This is a genomic window from Ferrimonas lipolytica (assembly GCF_012295575.1).
GTDB lineage: Bacteria > Pseudomonadota > Gammaproteobacteria > Enterobacterales > Shewanellaceae > Ferrimonas > Ferrimonas lipolytica.
Map to the genome: position 1 here is coordinate 1,453,911 of NZ_CP051180.1, position 18,193 is coordinate 1,472,103.

Genomic DNA, 18,193 nt, shown 5'->3' on the forward strand with positions numbered 1-18,193 from the left:
GTAGGGGTTAATCGCCGTCGAGGCCCTGGATCCGTTGAATTTGCCCCCATGACTTACACGAGGGGCAATGCCAGTGAAGGCTATGGCCAGGAAACCCACATTGAAGACAACGATATTTGGGTCTTAATCTAATCTGTTTTTCTACCAAGTCGCTTAGCAGCAATAGGCTGTCTCGGCTCGAGTCTGAAGCCATTGCGTCCGCATGAAGCTTCATCAAGTGGTGAAAGCCTTTCATGGTTGGCTGGCGTTTTAGCTGCGCTAGGATCATTGCTTGCGCATCCTCCGCAGGCATCGTATCAGCCAGTGCCAGCGTCACCGTTGCGGACTGATGTTTATCGAGCACACTATGCAGCATTTGCTGGTATTCAGGCTCTAAATTTTGCTGTTGAAACGGTTGTATCGCTTGAGGCAACGTCTCTGCAAACCATTCAGGACAATGAGTGGTAATCATGCTGAGTACATTAATGGCGCGATCGAACTGCTGTTGCTCACAATACGCCTTAAACTGCGCGATATAGGCACGACCACAGCGCTGATCAAGTTTTATCGCTTGCTGCCAGTAGCCAAAACGCTCTTTGTCGTCTTTGCTTTCATCGGCTAACTGACAATAAAAATGGGCGAGTTGAGGCTGAAGCTGTTTGCGGTTCGCGCGTTTAAAGCGTTTAACTAGATTGATCGCTTTCCACCACTCCTTAGTGGCTTGATATACTGATAACAGTTGCTTCTCAGCTTCATCACTGTGATCTGGCTCCTTTATCAATTGCACTAAGATCTCTTCAGCACGGTCAAACAAACCGGCAGCCAAATAGTCCTTAGCTAGCTCCATCATCGCCATATCTTTTTGTTCTAGCGACAGGCTTGGGCGAGCAATCAAGTTTTGATGTAAGCGGATGGAGCGATCCACCTCACCGCGTTTGCGGAAAAGGTTTCCTAGCGATAAGTGGGTATCAAAGGTATGAGAGTCAACTTGAAGCAGTTCGATAAACCGATCTACCGCTTTATCTGGCTGATCAGACAGTAAAAAGTTTAACCCTTCAAAGTAATTCTTAGTCAGGTTGTCGCTGCTGCGTTGCTGAGTAATACGGTTGCTTCTTTTGCCCATATACCAGCCGTAGGCTGCTGCTATCGGCAGAAGCAAAAAAAGCAGTTCAAGCATCAGCTAGTGGTTTCTGACGTTTGCTTTGCTAAACGCGCCTTCATACCACGAATGGTCACCTTCTGACGTACGATGATAGCAAATGCCATCAGCCAACTGATGGTGAAACCGGCTAAGAACATTGCTCCAACGATCCAAGAAAGGGCAAACTCTCCCTGAGCGATGAAGTAGTTAACCTCAACCAACTGATTATTACGGGCGCCAAACGCCATGGTAACGATGAACAGTACAGCGATCACTGCCGTAACTAAAAATGCTTTCACGATCTTGCCTTTAACCCAAAGGAAATTAACCGAATTATCCAACAAAAAACGTTTTCAAGCCACTATTACCAAGTAGATTAAATAGTTGATCTCATCAGATACGCGCACAAAGGCCGCATGTAGGCACACACCCGTAGGGATAACGCGAACTCTCCGCAGACCAAATCATGATAACAGCAGGCTTTAAGGACCGCATCCAAGCTGATACTTACGCTGTTGATCAATCTGACTTTCGAACTAATTAACGGTCTAGCAATTGTTTGGCAGTAGTTACTTTGAATTTAGATAACGGCGTAAACAATTAATACAGCTAACAAAAAGGCATAAAAAAACCCCGCGAAAATCGCGGGGTTTTTTAACAACAAACTTAGGCGTTATTCACGCGCTCGCGCAATTCCTTGCCCGGTTTGAAATGTGGAACATACTTGCCGTTAAGTTCTACCGATTGCCCAGTCTTAGGATTACGCCCAACACGAGGGGCACGATAGTGCAATGAGAAGCTACCGAACCCACGGATTTCGATGCGATCACCGTTCTCCAGTGCGCCCGCCATCTGCTCGATCATCTCTTTAATGGCACCTTCCACATCCTTACAGGAAAGGTGCGACTGCTTGCTGGCAAGTCGTTCAATAAGTTCGGATTTTGTCATCCTCGCTCTCCTGAATAGCCAAAATACAGTCGCCTATGGGAGGCTATACCTCCCATTTTGCAGGCGATTAGTCGTTGCGTGCAGCTTTGAAAGCTTCAGCCATCGCGCTAGAGAACACAGTTTCTTCTTTCTGGTTCAAAGTTTCGATAGCTTCTTTTTCTTCAGCTTCGTCTTTCGCACGGATAGACAAGGAGATAGTGCGGTTCTTACGGTCTACGCCCATAATCTTCGCTTCAACTTGCTCACCAGCGTTCAGAACGGTGCTCGCGTCTTCGATACGGTCACGAGAAATGTCAGCTACACGGATGTAACCTTCAGCGTTCTCGCCCAACTCAACGGTTGCGCCTTTAGCGTCAACTGCAGTGATGGTACCAATAACGATAGTACCTTTTTTGTTGTCTGCTAGGTACTTGTTGAACGGATCTTCTTCGATCTGCTTAACACCCAGAGAGATACGCTCGCGCTCAGGATCAACAGACAGTACAACTGCGTTGATTTCGTCGCCCTTCTTGAAGTCACGAACAGCTTCATCGCTGTTAGCAGCCCAAGAGATATCAGACAGGTGAACCAGACCGTCGATGCCGCCGTCCAAGCCGATGAAGATACCGAAGTCAGTGATAGACTTGATCTTACCGGTAACCTTGTCGCCTTTAGCGAAGTTCTGAGAGAAGTCTTCCCATGGGTTAGACTTACACTGTTTCAGACCCAAGGAGATGCGACGACGCTCTTCATCGATGTCCAGAACCATAACTTCCACAGAATCACCCAGGTTAACAACCTTAGATGGGTGGATGTTCTTGTTGGTCCAATCCATTTCAGAAACGTGTACCAGACCTTCAACGCCTTCTTCGATTTCAACGAAGCAACCGTAGTCAGTCAGGTTGGTAACGCGACCAGTCAGGCGTGCGCCTTCTGGGTAACGGTTAGCGATAGAAACCCATGGATCTTCACCCAGTTGCTTCAGACCCAGAGATACACGGGTACGCTCACGGTCAAACTTCAGAACCTTAACGTTGATTTCGTCACCAACGTTAACGATTTCAGAAGGATGCTTAACGCGCTTCCAAGCCATATCAGTGATGTGCAGCAGGCCGTCAACACCGCCCAGATCTACGAACGCGCCGTAGTCGGTCAGGTTCTTAACGATACCTTTAACTTCTTGGCCTTCAGCCAAGTTTTCTAGCAGCTGCTCACGCTCAACAGAGTTTTCAGATTCGATAACTGCACGACGAGAAACAACAACGTTGTTACGCTTCTGGTCAAGCTTGATTACTTTGAATTCTAAGTCTTTGCCTTCCAAGTGCAGAGTGTCACGCACTGGACGAACGTCAACCAAAGAACCAGGCAAGAATGCACGGATGCCGTCTAATTCAACAGTAAAGCCACCTTTAACTTTGCCGTTGATAACACCGATAACAGTCTCTTGCTCTTCGTAAGCTTTCTCCAAGCGTACCCAAGCTTCGTGGCGCTTAGCTTTCTCGCGAGACAGTTGAGTCTCACCGAAGCCATCTTCGATAGCGTCTAGAGCAACGTCTACTTCAGAACCAACTTCAATTTCAAGTTCGCCTTTAGCGTTCTTGAACTGTTCAGCAGGGATTGGGGACTCGGATTTCAGGCCAGCGTCAACCAGAACGATACCGTTCTCGATTGCAATTACAGTACCTTTAACGATTGCACCTGGACGAGTTTCCAGTTGTTGCAACGACTCTTCAAACAGTTGAGCAAATGATTCAGTCATGAATATTCTTTTAAATTTAGGTCATCCACGGCCATCCTGGACGCGGGGTTGTTGTCCTTTGCCTATTTCATCCTTGAAGTAGACGCTAATTGGATTACGCCGATTTAACGCAATCCACTTTGGTTACTACGTAATTGATGACCACATCAACCACTTGGTCGATGTTCAACGACGTAGTGTCAATTTCCAGTGCATCCTCAGCAGGCTTAAGTGGAGCAACCTTACGGTTAGCATCACGGTAGTCCCGATCTTGGATCTCTGTCAAAAGGCGGTCAATGCTAACATCATAGCCTTTATCCTTCAACTGAGCGTAACGACGTTTCGCACGTTCTTCTGCGCTTGCGGTTAAAAAAATCTTAGCTTCAGCGTCAGTAAACACCACAGTTCCCATATCGCGGCCGTCAGCAATCAAGCCGGGACTCTGACGAAATGCTCGTTGTCGACGCAGTAGCGCCTCACGAACGCGGGGGAACACCGCAACTTTCGAAGCTGCGTCGGCACACTCTTGGCTGCGGATCTCGGTGGAAACGTCTTCCCCCTCTAAGATCACGCGAACGCCTTCGTCATGTGGTACGAACTGCACGTCAAGATGAGCAGCCAACAACGCAAGCGCGTCTTCGTTGCCCAAGTCAACATTATGATGCAATGCCGCTAGCGCCAGCACGCGAAATGTCGCGCCAGAGTCCAGCAAATGCCAACCCAAACGATCGGCAAGCACTTGGCAAATAGTACCTTTACCTGCGCCGCTTGGGCCGTCAATGGTAATAACCGGTGCCTGTTCAGGCATAGTTATCCTCCAAAAAGTTTTGAGCACTACGTTGTTAACGCAGCGCTCGATGAAAATGCGACCGATATTATACACACTTAATATCTTTTCGTATCAGAATTAAAATAAGAGCTTATTGCTAATAATGACTAATTGCTGATCCGATGTAATTGGTCAAAGTAATCAGGGAAGGTTTTAGCGGTACAATCCGGATCGTTAATGGTTACTTGCTGGCCGCCAACGGCGAGCATCGAAAAGCACATCGCCATGCGGTGGTCATTATAGGTGTCGATTGCCGCGTGTTGTAGTGGTGCTGGCGTAACACTGATGTAATCTTGACCTTCATCCACCGTAGCTCCCACTTTACGCAACTCAGTTGCCATCGCTGCTAACCGATCGGTTTCCTTTACTCGCCAATTGTAAATATTACGGATGGTAGTGGTACCTTCGGCAAATAACGCAACCGTAGCGATGGTCATCGCCGCATCAGGAATATGGTTCATATCCATATCAATGCCTTTCAATGGCGCTCCGGTCGCGACAATGTAATCATCGTGCCAATCGATAGTTGCGCCCATCGCTGCGAGTACATCAGCAAAATACTTATCCCCTTGCAGACTTAACCGCCCAACACCATGGACAGCAACTGGCCCATGGCCAAGTGCTCCGGCCGCTAAAAAGTACGAGGCTGATGAGGCATCGCCCTCAACCAGAAACCGACCCGGAGCGATATAGCGTTGCCCTGCTTTAACTATGAGTTGCTGATATTCATTGTTATCGACAGTAACGCCAAAGCGCGCCATCAAGGCGATAGTGATATCGATATAAGGCTTCGACACCAGATCGCCGATAACGTTGATCACTAAGTCTTGGTTGATCAATGGCGCAGTCATCAACAATGCGGTTAAGAACTGCGACGAGATTGACCCATCAATATCAACACTGCCGCCATGCAATGTCCCGCCGCTTATCTTCAATGGCGGGAAGCCATCATCCTGCAGATACTCAACCTGTGCACCAAGCTTACGCAGGGCATCAATTTGGTGACCAATTGGTCGCTCAGACATCCGCTCTTCACCAGTGAGCACGTATTCGCCCTGCCCTACCGTTAACGCTGCGGCCAATGGCCTCATCGCTGTGCCAGCATTTCCAAGATAGAGCTCTAAAGGTTGCTCAGCTTGCGCTAATAAACCGCCATTACCCTCAATCTCAATTTCACCTTGTGCTTGATTAAGCCAGCGCCATTTGACCTGCAGCGACGTCAGGGCGGCCAGCATGTGGCGGACATCATCAGAGTCAAGTAGGTTCGATAACACTGTTGTTCCAGTGGCAACCGCCGCCAATAACAGGGCTCGATTAGAGATACTCTTCGAGCCCGGCAGACGGATCTCACCACTGACACTAGCAATCGGTTCGAGGGTAATTTGTTTCATGCGCTTCCTTTTATTTTTTGGTCGCTAATATTTCATTAAGCGCCGCCATCAGGCGGTCATTTTCTTGCACCAGACCAATACTGATTCGTAGATGGTTTGGCATACCGTAGCCACCGATTGGGCGAACGATAACTCCCTGCTGGAGTAGTTTACGGTAGACCGATTGCGCGTCATCAACCTGGACGGTAAGAAAGTTACCGTAGCTAGGGATGTAATCGATCTTATTATCATCACACCATTGAGTTAAACGCGCCATCTCTTGGCTATTCAACAGCACACTTTGGTTAACGTAATCGCTGTCATCGAGAACCGCTTCAGCGGCTGCCAGCGCCAGCATATTGCAGTTAAACGGCTCACGAACACGATTGAGCAGATCGGCCAGTTCTGGCGTCGATACCAAATAACCAACCCGTAAACCGGCCAGACCAAAAGCTTTGGAGAAGGTTCGGGTAACCACTAGGTTTGGATAATCACTGATCCAGCCAATTGAATTAGCACGCTCAGCTACGGGCACATACTCAAAATAGGCTTCGTCTAACACCACAATGACCTGTTCAGGCACTTTAGCTAGGAATTGCTGCAGCTGCAGTGGGGTTAGGAATGTTCCGGTTGGATTATTCGGATTCGCAATACAGATCATCCGCGTTTTTGCAGTAACTGCCGCTAACATTGCATCAAGATCGTGACCCCAATCCACCGACGGAATTGCTACGCTTGTGGCGCCAGCACTTTGAGTAAGCAAGGCGTACACGATAAACGCGTGCTTATCGAAGATCACTTCGTCGCCAGAGCTAACAAAGGTTCGAAACAGAATTTCAAGTACTTCGTTAGAGCCATTACCTAACGTAAGTTGGTCAGCGTCAACGCCGCAGTAGTTGGTTAATTTCTGTTTGAGATAGAAGCCATTAGCGTCTGGATAACGCGCTAATTCAACACTCGCTTTAGCGATTGCCGCTGCGGCTTTCGGGCTTAATCCCAGAGGATTCTCGTTGGAAGCTAACTTGATGATGTTGCTAATGCCAAGTTCACGTTCCAGCTCTTCTACCGGCTTGCCTGGTTGATACGGGTGTAAACCGTTAACGCCTTCATTAGCGAGTGCTTTGATATCTAAAGCCAAATCCATTTCCTCGTTGTTGTTGCCAGCCTGCGCAGGCAACAATGCAAGGCAGGCTTGGCGCTTATTGGTGGGATTGTGCGAATTTATCCATAAAGTCGATAAGCGCAGCGATTCCTGCCATCGGCATGGCGTTATAGATGCTGGCGCGCATACCGCCGACCATACGGTGTCCCTTGAGAGCTAACAAGCCTTGGCTTTCCGCTTCTGCGAGAAAACGTTGGTTAAGCTCAGCATCATGCAACTGGAACGTTACATTCATTTCCGAACGAAATGATGGGTTAACCTCATTTCGATAGAAGCTACTGTCGTCAATAAATTGGTACAGCGCTTGTGCTTTGCTCTGATTTCGCTGTTCCATTTGCGCAACACCACCTAATCCTTTGACCCACTTAAATACTTCACCAGCAAGATACCAAGCGAAGGTAGGCGGTGTGTTGTACATGGAGTCATTATCTTGAGCCAATTGATAGTTGAGGATTGCCGGGGTCGCTGTGTGCTGTTGGCCGATTAAATCACGACGAACAATAACCAAGGTCAAACCGGCTGGGCCGACGTTCTTTTGTGCACCAGCATAGATTAGTCCGAACTTTGATACGTCAATATCACGGCCAAGAATACAGGACGACATATCTGCCACTAATGGCGAATTGCAACTTGGGATATCGTAGATGGCAACGCCATCTACGGTCTCGTTAGGACAATAGTGAACGTAATCATAACCACTAGTATCGCCAAACAGACTCAAATCGATGTCGCCTTTGCCAATGCGAATATCGCGCACATCAACATCACCAAATTTAGCCGCTTCTTTGGCCGCAGCCACAGACCACTGACCGGATTCAATGTAGAGCGCCTTACCACCAGTCTTTAAGAGATTTAGTGGAATTGCAGAGAATTGTCCGCGGGCACCACCATGCATAAACAGCACGGCGTAGTTGTCAGGGATGCGCATTAGGTCGCGCAGGTTCTGTTCAGCTTCTTCGGCGACTTGAGTAAACTCTGCACTGCGGTGTGACAGTTCCATTACCGAAACACCCAGATCGTTATAATCACAAAGCTGTCTTTGCGCTTGTTGCATAACCTCGGTTGGCAACATTGCAGGGCCAGCGCAAAAGTTAAATGTGGTCATTATCATTCCCTAGATACAACACGGGCGCCATATAGGCGCCCGTGTTTCAGTTTGACTTACTCTTCGTTAGCGCTTTGGTCAGCATCATCTGCCGCCGGCACTTCCGCAGTTGGAGCGTCGGTTTGCTCTGCAACCTCACCCTCTTCGCCTAACTCGTTTTCAACGTCGTCGATCTCATCAATTCGTTGCAACGCCACAACCTGCTCTTCCTCACCGGTACGGATAAGAATCACACCTTGGGTGTTACGACCAACCTCAGACACTTCAGATACGCGAGTTCGAACCAGAGTGCCACCATTGGTGATCATCATGATTTCATCTTTCTCGCTGACCTGAACTGCACCAATTACCGCTCCATTTCGCTCGCTTACCTTGATGGAGATAACCCCTTTGGTTGCACGGCTCTTGGTTGGGTATTCTGATTCAGCAGTACGCTTGCCGTAACCATTTTCGGTCACAGTAAGAATATGACCATCACCACGAGGGATAATCATCGATACTACTTTCTGATCGCCTTCCAACGCGATACCACGAACACCCGCTGCAGTGCGGCCCATGGCACGCAATGCTTGCAGTGGCTCGTTAGTTTCTGGATCAAGCTTAGGCAAACCAGTTTCAGAGTCACGCTGAATCTCGTTGAAACGGACGACCTTACCGGCGTCAGAGAACAGCATTACGTCGTTATCACCTTCAGTAATATCAACGCCAATTAGTTCATCTTCGTCGTTCAAGTTAATTGCACGGATACCGGAAGACAGTGGGCGGCTGTATGCGCTCAAAGCCGTCTTCTTCACCGTACCTTTGGCGGTAGCGAAAATGATGAACTTGTTCGGATCATATTCGTCAACCGGCAAGATAGCGGTAATACGTTCATCATCACCTAACGGCAACAAGTTAACGATTGGCCGGCCTCGTGCAGTACGGGATGCCAATGGCAACTGGAATACGCGCATCCAATACACTTTACCGATACTAGAGAAACACAAAATGGTGTCGTGGGTATTAGCAACCAGCAGCCTCTCAATGAAGTCTTCATCCTTCATTCGGGTTGCTGCTTTACCTTTACCACCGCGACGCTGTGCTTCGTAATCGCTCAGCGGCTGGTACTTAACGTAACCTTCATGCGACAACGTGACGACAACATCTTCTTGAGTGATCAAGTCTTCCATGTTGATGTCGGCTGACGAGGCACTGATTTCAGTTTTACGTTCATCACCGAAGTTGGCTTTCACCTCCTCCAGCTCTTCACGAATCACTTCCATCAAGCGTTCGGTGCTAGCCAAAATGTGTAGCAATTCAGCAATCTGAAGCAACAATTCGCGGTATTCGCCAAGGATACTTTCGTGTTCCATGCCGGTTAGCTTGTGCAAGCGCAGATCCAAGATCGCTTTGGCCTGCTCTTCGGTCAGGTAATATTTACCATCGCGAATACCGTAATGCGGTTCCAACCACTCTGGGCGAGCAGCGTCGTCACCTGCTTTTTCAAGCATCGAAGCAACGTTACCTAAATCCCAACCTTGATCTTGTAGGGCTTGGCGCGCTTCTGCTGGTGTTGCAGCGTTACGGATCAGTTCAATAACCGGATCGATGTTGGCAAGCGCAATGGCTAAGCCTTCAAGGATATGGGCACGATCGCGAGCTTTACGCAGTTCATACACGGTACGACGGGTAACAACTTCACGGCGGTGACGCACGAACGCTTCTAAGGTTTCCTTAAGATTAAAAATCTTAGGTTGACCGTTAGTCAACGCAACCATATTGATACCAAACACAGTTTGCATCTGAGTTTGAGAGAACAGGTTGTTCAGCACCACTTCTGGCACTTCGTTACGCTTCAACTCGATAACGATGCGCATGCCGTCTTTATCGGACTCATCACGCAAGCCGCTAATGCCTTCAATCTTCTTATCTTTAACCAGCTCGGCAATCTTTTCGATTAGTCGTGCTTTGTTTACCTGATAAGGAAGTTCATTAACGATGATCGCTTCACGACCATTCTTATCGGTCTCAACTTCAGTTACCGAACGAACGTAGATTTTGCCACGACCAGTACGGTAAGCATCAAAGATACCTTTACGACCGTTGATGATACCGCCAGTCGGGAAATCCGGACCTGGGATAACTTCAATCAATTCATCGATGCTAACATCAGGATTATCGATTACGGTCAAACAACCATCTACCACTTCCGTCAAGTTATGCGGAGGGATGTTAGTTGCCATACCTACCGCAATACCAGAGGCACCGTTTACCAGAAGGTTCGGTACTCTTGTTGGTAGTACTGCAGGAATGTGCTCAGTGCCATCATAGTTCGGCACATAGTCGACAGTATCCTTGTCTAGATCCGCCAGCAACTGGTGCGCGATCTTGTCCATACGCACTTCGGTGTAACGCATTGCTGCGGCGGAGTCGCCATCAACAGAACCGAAGTTACCTTGGCCATCAACCAAGGTATAGCGTAGCGAGAAAGGCTGCGCCATACGAACGATTGTATCGTAAACGGCGCTGTCGCCGTGTGGGTGATATTTACCAATTACATCACCAACCACACGAGCTGATTTTTTGTAGGGCTTGTTCCAATCGTTGCCCAACTCGTTCATTGCAAATAGCACGCGACGGTGTACTGGTTTCAGTCCGTCTCGTACATCAGGCAAAGCACGTCCAACAATAACGCTCATGGCGTAATCGAGGTAAGAGGTTCTCATCTCTTCTTCGATGTTAATTGGCGTGATTTCTTTGGCCAGATCAGTCATAAAATGCGCGATCCCCTCACAGCGGCTTCCCCAACGGAACCCGCCCCGGTGCTACCGGATAAAACAGTGGATTTGGATAATAACACAAGGATTTAGCATTAGTAGGGCGATCTAACGATTCCCCCATTCATCTGTCGCGGATATAATCAATACGCTCCCAAATAATGTAGGACTTGGCGCTAACAATATGAATAACAATACAAACGTAGATCCACAGGAAGTGGCAAAATTTGAGCAATTGGCAGCCACATGGTGGGACCCAGAAGGTCACTCAGGTCCACTCCACGCTATGAACCCAGTTCGGGTGTCATTTATTGAACGTCACTGTGGTGGTTTATTCGACAAAAAGGTTGCCGACGTTGGTTGCGGTGGTGGTTTAGTCAGTGAAGCCATTGCTAAATGCGGCGCCCAAGTTACCGGATTAGATATGGGCGAAGAGCCCCTGGAAGTTGCAAGATTACACGCACTAGAAACGGGTATTGAGGTTGATTACCTTAATAGTACCGCTGAGCAACACGCCGATGGCTTCCAAGGCAAATACGATGTTGTTTGTTGCCTCGAGATGCTTGAGCACGTGCCTGATCCACAATCAGTTATTAATGCCTGTATCAAGATGCTGAGGCCCGGCGGCCACTTGTTTATGTCGACCATAAATAAGACCCCAGAAGCGTACCTAACCACTATTGTTGGTGCCGAGCATCTGGTCAAGGCGTTACCTAAAGGAACTCACGACTTCAATAAGTTCCTGCGCCCATCCCAGCTTAGTCGCTGGTGTGAACAGCAAGGGATGCTTATGCAGCACGCCAGTGGTCTATTCTATAACCCGCTAACCAAAACGGTATCGCTGAACAAGTCACTGCGGGTTAACTACATCCTGCACGCGCAGAAGCCACAATCATGAGCGCCTCAGCCTACCAAGGGGTGTTGTTTGATCTCGATGGCACCCTACTCGACACAGCGCCCGATCTTGGCCTAGCAGCCAATGTCGCACTTGCGCAGTATGGCTTTCCGCCGATCAGCGCAGTTACCGCATCGCAGGTTAGTTCTCATGGCGCAGCGGGGTTGTTACGAGCAGGCCTAGGCGCACATTATGATCGCACTGACATCATGCCGTTAAGAACCGCCCTGCTGGATTCATACGCTGATAACATCTGTATCGGTACATCACTTTACGATGGCGTGGCTGAGCTGATCGAATGGCTCGATGAAGAAGGAATCCCTTGGGGTATTGTCACCAACAAACCTGCATGGCTCACCACCCCGCTACTTAAGCACTTTCCACAGTTTAGTAACCGCAGCTGTACCGTCTCAGGTGATACCTGTGGCGTAGCCAAGCCCGATCCTAAACCAATGCACTTCGCAGCCCAGCAGATAGGCGTAGCGGAGTCAGACATTCTCTATGTTGGTGATGCTCAGCGCGATGTCGAGGCTGGTAAAAGCAGTGGCATGGATACCGTTGCCGCCCTCTGGGGCTATATTCGCCCACAAGACCACCCGCAACAATGGCTGGCTAGCCATGATTGCCGAACGGTTAACGATCTACTTTCTCTACTCAAAAGCAAGTAGATCTCAGCAAACGATCGAAAAAATTATTTTTTCGATCGTTCATTTTTTTGATTGAAATTGACCAAAACCAAACGGGTAAAGCGCTTCAGCGTTAGGTGCTACTAACCCCGCTATTGTTCACACTTTTATGCACAGCATGTTCACAGTAAGCCCACTTGATCCCTTCGCCCAACCGCTCTATCTTGTATCCCCATCCAATAGAGGCACTATATCTTGTGCCCCGAAGCAAAAGTAATAACTATAATTACCTACGTCACAGGATCAGTGACGATGGCCACATGACAAGGAACTGTCTTCGGCCACCACACACGGATAATAAAATCACGCTATGAATGGCAACCTACTCGTCACCAAACGCAACGGCACCAAAGAATCGATAGATCTGGAAAAGATCCATCGCGTGATAACTTGGGCTGCAAAGGATCTTCACAACGTGTCAGTTTCCCAAGTGGAACTGGCCGCTCATATCCACTTTTTTGATGGCATCGAGACCGAAGCCATTCACGAAACCATCATTAAAGCCGCAGCAGACCTTATCAGCGAAGAAACCCCAGATTACCAATATCTCGCAGCGCGATTAGCGGTATTTCATTTGCGTAAAAAGGCCTATGGCCAATTTGAGCCGCCGCATCTTTATGATCACGTTACCAAGATGGCCGAAGCGGGACTGTACGACCAACACCTGTTAGCAGACTATAGCCGTGATGAATTAAACGAGCTAAACGAGCACCTTGACCATTGGCGTGATATGGACTTCTCCTATGCCGCAGTCAAGCAGCTTGAAGGCAAGTACTTGGTCCAGAATCGAGTAACTGGCCAGATCTACGAGAGCGCTCAGTTTCTGTATATGTTGGTATCGGCGTGCTTGTTCTCCAATTACTCGCGCGCTACCCGTTTGGATTACGTCAAACGCTTCTATGATGCGGTGTCGCAGTTTAAGATCTCACTGCCTACCCCCATCATGAGCGGGGTACGCACACCCACTCGCCAATTTAGTTCCTGCGTGCTGATTGAGTGTGGCGATAGTTTAGATTCCATCAATGCCACCTCGGCCTCAATCGTTAAGTACGTCAGCCAGCGAGCAGGTATTGGTATCAATGCCGGTAACATCCGTGCATTGGGCAGCCCTATCCGTGGCGGCGAAGCGTTTCATACCGGTTTACTGCCATTCTTTAAGCACTTCCAGACCGCGGTGAAGTCATGCTCGCAAGGCGGTGTTCGTGGTGGTGCCGCTACCCTGTTCTACCCGTTGTGGCATCTAGAGGTAGAAGATCTGCTGGTGCTCAAGAACAACCGCGGTACCGAAGCCAACCGTATCCGTCATATGGATTACGGTGTTCAGATCAACAAAACCCTTTACCAACGCTTGATTGATGGTGCCAGCGTTACCCTCTTCTCGCCGTCCGACGTACCAGGCCTGTATGACGCATTCTTTGCCGATCAAGATAAATTTGAAGCGCTGTACTGCCAATATGAACAGGATCCATCTATTCGTAAGCGCAGCGTTAAAGCGGTCGAATTGTTCTCACTGTTGATGCAAGAACGCGCCTCTACCGGTCGTATTTACATCCAACACGTTGATCACTGCAATACCCACAGCCCATTTGATCCAAGTGTGGCACCAATCAAGCAGTCAAATCTCTGCTTAGAGATCGCTCTGCCGACCAAGCCGTTACAAGATTTCAACGACGAAAACGGTGAGATCGCGCTGTGCACTCTATCCGCCTTTAACCTCGGAGCCATCGACTCACTAGACGAGTTGGAAGAGCTGGCCCAGTTAGCAGTACGTGCTCTGGATAGCCTCTTGGATTACCAAGACTATCCCGTTAACGCAGCACGGATTAGTACCATGAATCGCCGTACGTTAGGCATTGGTGTCATCAACTTTGCGTACTATCTCGCTAAGAATGGCAAACGCTACAGTGATGGCAGCGGCAACGGCCTGACCCACAAAACCTTTGAAGCGATTCAATACTACTTACTCAAGGCTTCAAACGAATTGGCTCAAGAGCATGGAGCTTGCCCAGCGTTTGACGAAACAACGTATAGCCAAGGTGTGCTCCCTATCGACACCTACAAGCGCAGCTTGGATGAGATTGTCGATGAACCACTGCACCTTGACTGGGAAACACTGCGTAGCAATATTGTTAAGCACGGCTTACGTAACTCAACTCTCTCAGCGTTAATGCCGTCGGAGACCTCATCGCAAATATCCAATGCTACTAATGGCATCGAACCGCCTCGTGGATTGGTGTCGGTTAAAGCATCGAAAGATGGCGTAATGAAACAGGTAGTTCCGGGTATTGAGACCTTAGCAGATAGCTATGAACTGCTTTGGAATATCCCGTCGAACAACGGTTACTTACAGTTGGTTGGGGTGATGCAGAAGTTTGTCGACCAAGCGATCTCAGCCAACACCAACTACGACCCCTCTCGATTCCCAGAGGGTCGTATGCCAATCAAGACATTATTAACCGACCTGATGCTTGCTTATAAATACGGCCTCAAGACGCTGTACTACCAGAACACCCGCGATGGTCAAACCGATGCAACCGCCGATACCGACGGTGATGATGATTGCGCCGGCGGCGCGTGCAAGATTTAAGGGCCTACTAACATGACCGAAGCAATGACTCATAAATACAGCACCTTCTCTCGGGTAGCCAATAATGCGCTAACCGAGCCGATGTTCTTAGGTAATCCAGTAAATGTGGCCCGATTTGATCAACAACGTCACCCTCATTTCGAACGTCTGATTGAAAAGCAGTTATCTTTTTTCTGGCGACCAGAGGAGGTTGATGTAGCTAAAGACCGGATCGACTACAACGCCTTGGCACCGCACGAGCAGCACATCTTCATCTCCAATTTGAAGTACCAAACCCTGCTTGATTCCATTCAAGGCCGTAGTCCTAACGTGGCATTGCTGCCATTGGTGTCATTGCCAGAGCTCGAAACGTGGATTGAAACCTGGTCGTTCTACGAGACCATCCACTCTCGCTCGTACACCCACATCATCCGTAATATTATCGGCAACCCCGCCGAAGTGTTCGACGATATCGTAGTTAATGAAGAGATCTTAAAACGCGCAGGGGATATCTCAAAGTACTACGACGATCTGATCGATATCAGCCAAAAGTATCAACAACTCGGTGAAGGTGAGCATCAACTTAACGGCGAAACCATCAACATCCGAAAACGTGATATCAAGAAAAAGCTCTATCTGTGTTTGATGTCAGTCAACGTACTGGAAGCGGTACGTTTCTACGTATCCTTTGCTTGCTCCTTCGCTTTTGCTGAGCAAGAAAAGATGGAAGGCAACGCCAAGATCATTCGCCTTATCGCCCGTGACGAACAGCTGCACCTCCAAGGCACCCAGCACATGATCAACCTGATGCTGGACGGTAAAGATGATCCAGACATGGCTGCCATTGGCATGGAGTGTCATATGGACGCCATCGACATCTTCCGTAAGGCAGCGCAGCAAGAGAAAGAGTGGGCGGAGTATCTGTTTAAAGACGGTTCAATGTTGGGCATGAACAAAACCATTCTTGAGGATTACGTCGAGTTCATTACCAACCAACGAATGGAAGCCATTGGTTTACCACCGCTGTTTGAGAAGCGCTCTAATCCACTGCCGTGGATGAGCAAATGGCTAGAGTCTGACGCAGTCCAGGTTGCGCCCCAAGAAGTTGAGGTAAGCTCATACCTGACCAACCAGATTGACAACCAGATTGAAGAACAAGATCTGGCGGACTTTACTCTATGATCCATCAAGTCACCTTGCCTAACGGCGATTTAGCTGAACATAAAGAGGGCGAACCTTTACTCGCTTTGCTTAAAGAGAACGGCTTGTACAGCGAATGCCAAAACGGCTTTTGTGGCGCTTGTAAGACCAAGGTGAAATGCGGCAGCGTCCGTTATCTGTTTGAGCCGATGGCACGTATCCAAGCGGATGAGGTGCTGCCTTGCTGCTGTACACCAACCAGCAATATTGAAGTTGAGTATTGATGTGGTCTCGACAGATTGAAATATAGGAGCTTTTAGCTCCTTTATTTTTACCTGGTACAGCCAAACACTAAAATACTGGTAGTCAATTACTGCCGATCACAAATCGATAGCTGCAGCCCACGCAACAGATACCACATTCATCGTAACTGACCATCACCGCTCAATGTCCGATGATATAGATCAAACTGAATATCAATTAATTAACCTATATTGGCAGCGGAACTTCTCTCCTTTTTTGTTACCTATTTAACGTGACACAGGGATAATTACTCCTGTGGAGGACAGCTATGCCATTACCACTACGTACCGAACCCAATGCTCACCTTCCCGTAAGAAAACAGCGCTTAGAAAACCGCAAAGCGGAAAGGGCTCGAAGCTATTCACCCAGCAGTACTGAAACGCGTGTCGAAGCTGAATCGCTCTACCGCGAAGGTAAATTTCTCTGCTCAGAGGCGGTTTTTACTACGGTTAACAACTATCTTGGTCAACCAGCGGACAGCACAATGGTTAAAATGGCATCGGGGTTTCCGGTTGGCATCGGTATGGCAGGATGTTTATGTGGTGCTTTGTCCGGTGGGGTAATGGCATTAGGGCTAAAACATGGCCGTGAACAAGCTGGGGAGGAACTGTCCGATGAGATATTTCCGTTATCTGCCGAGTTACATGACCGTTTTATACGTCGTAATAAAGTGAGTTGTTGTCGCAAGTTGATTAGCAAAATGGAATTTGGTTCTGAGCAACATCTACAACAATGTATCCGTTTTACCGGTGAAGTAGCGGCAGACGTAATTGATCTACTCGAACACGGCATTACGCACCCTCAAGCCGCAGCTACAGCGATTGATGAGTGCAGCGGCTGTTGAGCAATATACTGGCGCAAAAACAATTAGGGCGTGGTAGTGATAGCGCGCCCTAACTTGTTCACATAGCTAATGGTGACAGTCAAAATAACGACTGTTACCGACTTAGTTTACCAAGCGTTTAACCAAATCAATGTACTCTTCCATACACTCTTCGGCGCTCCGACCAGCTTGTTTTTCCCATGCCGTAAATTTAGCAAATTTAGCCATCGAAAATGCTGACGGGCGAGTACCGGTGCAATCCCCTTCGGATGCTTGTTTGAACAAGCTATATAGCGACAAAAGCATATCGTTATTCGGCCGAGTGGTTAACGTATTCAATTGCTCTTGTGCCTGTTCGAACTGCTGGTGAATATCCATATGGTGGTTCCATTCCTTGATTAGGTACGCCGATCCAATACGGCGCCCTCTATGTAAATAGAGTATTAACACTAAATTATTAGTGAATTTAGCTCAAGAAAAGAAACGAAAACACTTTGTCCATAAATAAAGTATGGGTAATTGCCGTTCACTTTGACTGTGTAATAGTTAGCTGTTGAAGTTTATCTTAAGCCTTCGGCTCTACCGATTGCAGTACTCTTAAGGGGTTATGTCGCGGTGGCGACGGCACATTCTTGTATGCAGGGGAGCTCCGCCCCCTTTGGAATCCCACTTACCTTAGGTCGCAGTCCAAAACGCTTCACTGACCAGCCATGCAATAAATTGGCACTATTTCATAAAGCGTTTCGCGCCGATAACGTACGGTAACTTATCAA

16 protein-coding genes are annotated in these 18,193 nt (G+C 48.3%); 6 read left to right on the forward strand and 10 right to left on the reverse strand.

The window, feature by feature from the left end:
- Nucleotides 1-7: 7 nt before the first annotated feature.
- From lapB to gyrA, 9 genes are all read right to left on the reverse strand, one after another.
- Nucleotides 8-1,156, reverse strand: coding sequence for a lipopolysaccharide assembly protein LapB (gene lapB, locus HER31_RS06840; RefSeq protein ID WP_168659869.1), 1,149 nt, complete (start codon nucleotides 1,154-1,156; stop codon nucleotides 8-10).
- Nucleotides 1,156-1,419, reverse strand: coding sequence for a LapA family protein (locus HER31_RS06845; protein WP_168659870.1), 264 nt, complete (start codon nucleotides 1,417-1,419; stop codon nucleotides 1,156-1,158). The genes lapB and HER31_RS06845 overlap by 1 nt, the downstream gene beginning before the upstream one ends.
- Nucleotides 1,420-1,786: 367 nt before the next feature.
- Nucleotides 1,787-2,068: an integration host factor subunit beta gene (ihfB, locus tag HER31_RS06850; protein WP_168659871.1), complete on the reverse strand. Its 282-nt coding sequence runs from the start codon at nucleotides 2,066-2,068 to the stop codon at nucleotides 1,787-1,789.
- Nucleotides 2,069-2,135: 67 nt separating this feature from the next.
- Complete coding sequence (gene rpsA / locus HER31_RS06855; RefSeq protein WP_168659872.1) at nucleotides 2,136-3,806, reverse strand: 30S ribosomal protein S1; 1,671 nt, start codon at nucleotides 3,804-3,806, stop codon at nucleotides 2,136-2,138.
- A gap of 94 nt (nucleotides 3,807-3,900) precedes the next feature.
- Entirely contained in the window at nucleotides 3,901-4,593 is a 693-nt protein-coding gene (cmk, locus tag HER31_RS06860; RefSeq protein ID WP_168659873.1) for a (d)CMP kinase, read from the reverse strand.
- Nucleotides 4,594-4,721: 128 nt separating this feature from the next.
- Nucleotides 4,722-6,005, reverse strand: coding sequence for a 3-phosphoshikimate 1-carboxyvinyltransferase (gene aroA / locus HER31_RS06865; protein ID WP_168659874.1), 1,284 nt, complete (start codon nucleotides 6,003-6,005; stop codon nucleotides 4,722-4,724).
- Between the two features lie 10 nt (nucleotides 6,006-6,015).
- The gene (gene hisC / locus HER31_RS06870; RefSeq protein ID WP_238786900.1) at nucleotides 6,016-7,122 is read right to left on the reverse strand and encodes a histidinol-phosphate transaminase; all 1,107 of its coding nucleotides are present in this window, start codon (nucleotides 7,120-7,122) and stop codon (nucleotides 6,016-6,018) included.
- Between the two features lie 61 nt (nucleotides 7,123-7,183).
- Complete coding sequence (serC, locus tag HER31_RS06875; RefSeq protein WP_168659876.1) at nucleotides 7,184-8,251, reverse strand: 3-phosphoserine/phosphohydroxythreonine transaminase; 1,068 nt, start codon at nucleotides 8,249-8,251, stop codon at nucleotides 7,184-7,186.
- 56 nt (nucleotides 8,252-8,307) lie between these two features.
- Complete coding sequence (gene gyrA / locus HER31_RS06880) at nucleotides 8,308-11,004, reverse strand: DNA topoisomerase (ATP-hydrolyzing) subunit A (protein ID WP_168659877.1); 2,697 nt, start codon at nucleotides 11,002-11,004, stop codon at nucleotides 8,308-8,310.
- Between the two features lie 187 nt (nucleotides 11,005-11,191).
- Between gyrA and ubiG the strand changes: the two genes are divergently transcribed.
- The 6 genes from ubiG (at nucleotide 11,192) to HER31_RS06910 (ending at nucleotide 17,441) form a co-directional block, all read left to right on the forward strand.
- Nucleotides 11,192-11,905, forward strand: a complete 714-nt coding sequence (gene ubiG, locus HER31_RS06885) for a bifunctional 2-polyprenyl-6-hydroxyphenol methylase/3-demethylubiquinol 3-O-methyltransferase UbiG (RefSeq protein ID WP_168659878.1) — start codon at nucleotides 11,192-11,194, stop codon at nucleotides 11,903-11,905.
- Entirely contained in the window at nucleotides 11,902-12,570 is a 669-nt protein-coding gene (locus HER31_RS06890; protein ID WP_168659879.1) for an HAD family hydrolase, read from the forward strand. Before ubiG ends, HER31_RS06890 begins: the two co-directional genes overlap by 4 nt.
- A 328-nt stretch (nucleotides 12,571-12,898) precedes the next feature.
- Nucleotides 12,899-15,175 carry a class 1a ribonucleoside-diphosphate reductase subunit alpha gene (nrdA, locus tag HER31_RS06895; RefSeq protein WP_168659880.1) on the forward strand — a complete coding sequence of 759 codons (2,277 nt, stop codon included), beginning with the start codon at nucleotides 12,899-12,901 and terminating at the stop codon, nucleotides 15,173-15,175.
- Nucleotides 15,176-15,187: 12 nt separating this feature from the next.
- The gene (gene nrdB / locus HER31_RS06900) at nucleotides 15,188-16,336 is read left to right on the forward strand and encodes a class Ia ribonucleoside-diphosphate reductase subunit beta (RefSeq protein WP_420811009.1); all 1,149 of its coding nucleotides are present in this window, start codon (nucleotides 15,188-15,190) and stop codon (nucleotides 16,334-16,336) included.
- Nucleotides 16,333-16,578, forward strand: coding sequence for a 2Fe-2S iron-sulfur cluster-binding protein (locus HER31_RS06905; RefSeq protein ID WP_168659881.1), 246 nt, complete (start codon nucleotides 16,333-16,335; stop codon nucleotides 16,576-16,578). Before nrdB ends, HER31_RS06905 begins: the two co-directional genes overlap by 4 nt.
- Before the next feature lie 287 nt (nucleotides 16,579-16,865).
- Nucleotides 16,866-17,441, forward strand: a complete 576-nt coding sequence (locus HER31_RS06910; RefSeq protein ID WP_168659882.1) for a C-GCAxxG-C-C family protein — start codon at nucleotides 16,866-16,868, stop codon at nucleotides 17,439-17,441.
- A 102-nt stretch (nucleotides 17,442-17,543) separates the two neighbouring features.
- On the opposite strand, the gene HER31_RS06915 is transcribed toward HER31_RS06910, so the two are convergent.
- On the reverse strand, nucleotides 17,544-17,798 hold the full coding sequence (locus tag HER31_RS06915; RefSeq protein ID WP_168659883.1) for an acyl-CoA-binding protein: 255 nt from the start codon (nucleotides 17,796-17,798) through the stop codon (nucleotides 17,544-17,546).
- Nucleotides 17,799-18,193 lie beyond the last annotated feature (395 nt).

Coding starts and splice junctions, on each gene's coding strand:
- rpsA (WP_168659872.1), bottom strand. CDS start 3,806: ATGACTGAATCATTTGCTCAACTGTTTGAAGAGTCGTTGCAACAACTG.
- HER31_RS06890 (WP_168659879.1), top strand. CDS start 11,902: ATGAGCGCCTCAGCCTACCAAGGGGTGTTGTTTGATCTCGATGGCACC.
- aroA (WP_168659874.1), bottom strand. CDS start 6,005: ATGAAACAAATTACCCTCGAACCGATTGCTAGTGTCAGTGGTGAGATC.
- cmk (WP_168659873.1), bottom strand. CDS start 4,593: ATGCCTGAACAGGCACCGGTTATTACCATTGACGGCCCAAGCGGCGCA.
- serC (WP_168659876.1), bottom strand. CDS start 8,251: ATGACCACATTTAACTTTTGCGCTGGCCCTGCAATGTTGCCAACCGAG.
- gyrA (WP_168659877.1), bottom strand. CDS start 11,004: ATGACTGATCTGGCCAAAGAAATCACGCCAATTAACATCGAAGAAGAG.
- nrdA (WP_168659880.1), top strand. CDS start 12,899: ATGAATGGCAACCTACTCGTCACCAAACGCAACGGCACCAAAGAATCG.
- nrdB (WP_420811009.1), top strand. CDS start 15,188: ATGACCGAAGCAATGACTCATAAATACAGCACCTTCTCTCGGGTAGCC.
- HER31_RS06910 (WP_168659882.1), top strand. CDS start 16,866: ATGCCATTACCACTACGTACCGAACCCAATGCTCACCTTCCCGTAAGA.
- ubiG (WP_168659878.1), top strand. CDS start 11,192: ATGAATAACAATACAAACGTAGATCCACAGGAAGTGGCAAAATTTGAG.
- HER31_RS06915 (WP_168659883.1), bottom strand. CDS start 17,798: ATGGATATTCACCAGCAGTTCGAACAGGCACAAGAGCAATTGAATACG.
- HER31_RS06905 (WP_168659881.1), top strand. CDS start 16,333: ATGATCCATCAAGTCACCTTGCCTAACGGCGATTTAGCTGAACATAAA.
- ihfB (WP_168659871.1), bottom strand. CDS start 2,068: ATGACAAAATCCGAACTTATTGAACGACTTGCCAGCAAGCAGTCGCAC.
- lapB (WP_168659869.1), bottom strand. CDS start 1,156: ATGCTTGAACTGCTTTTTTTGCTTCTGCCGATAGCAGCAGCCTACGGC.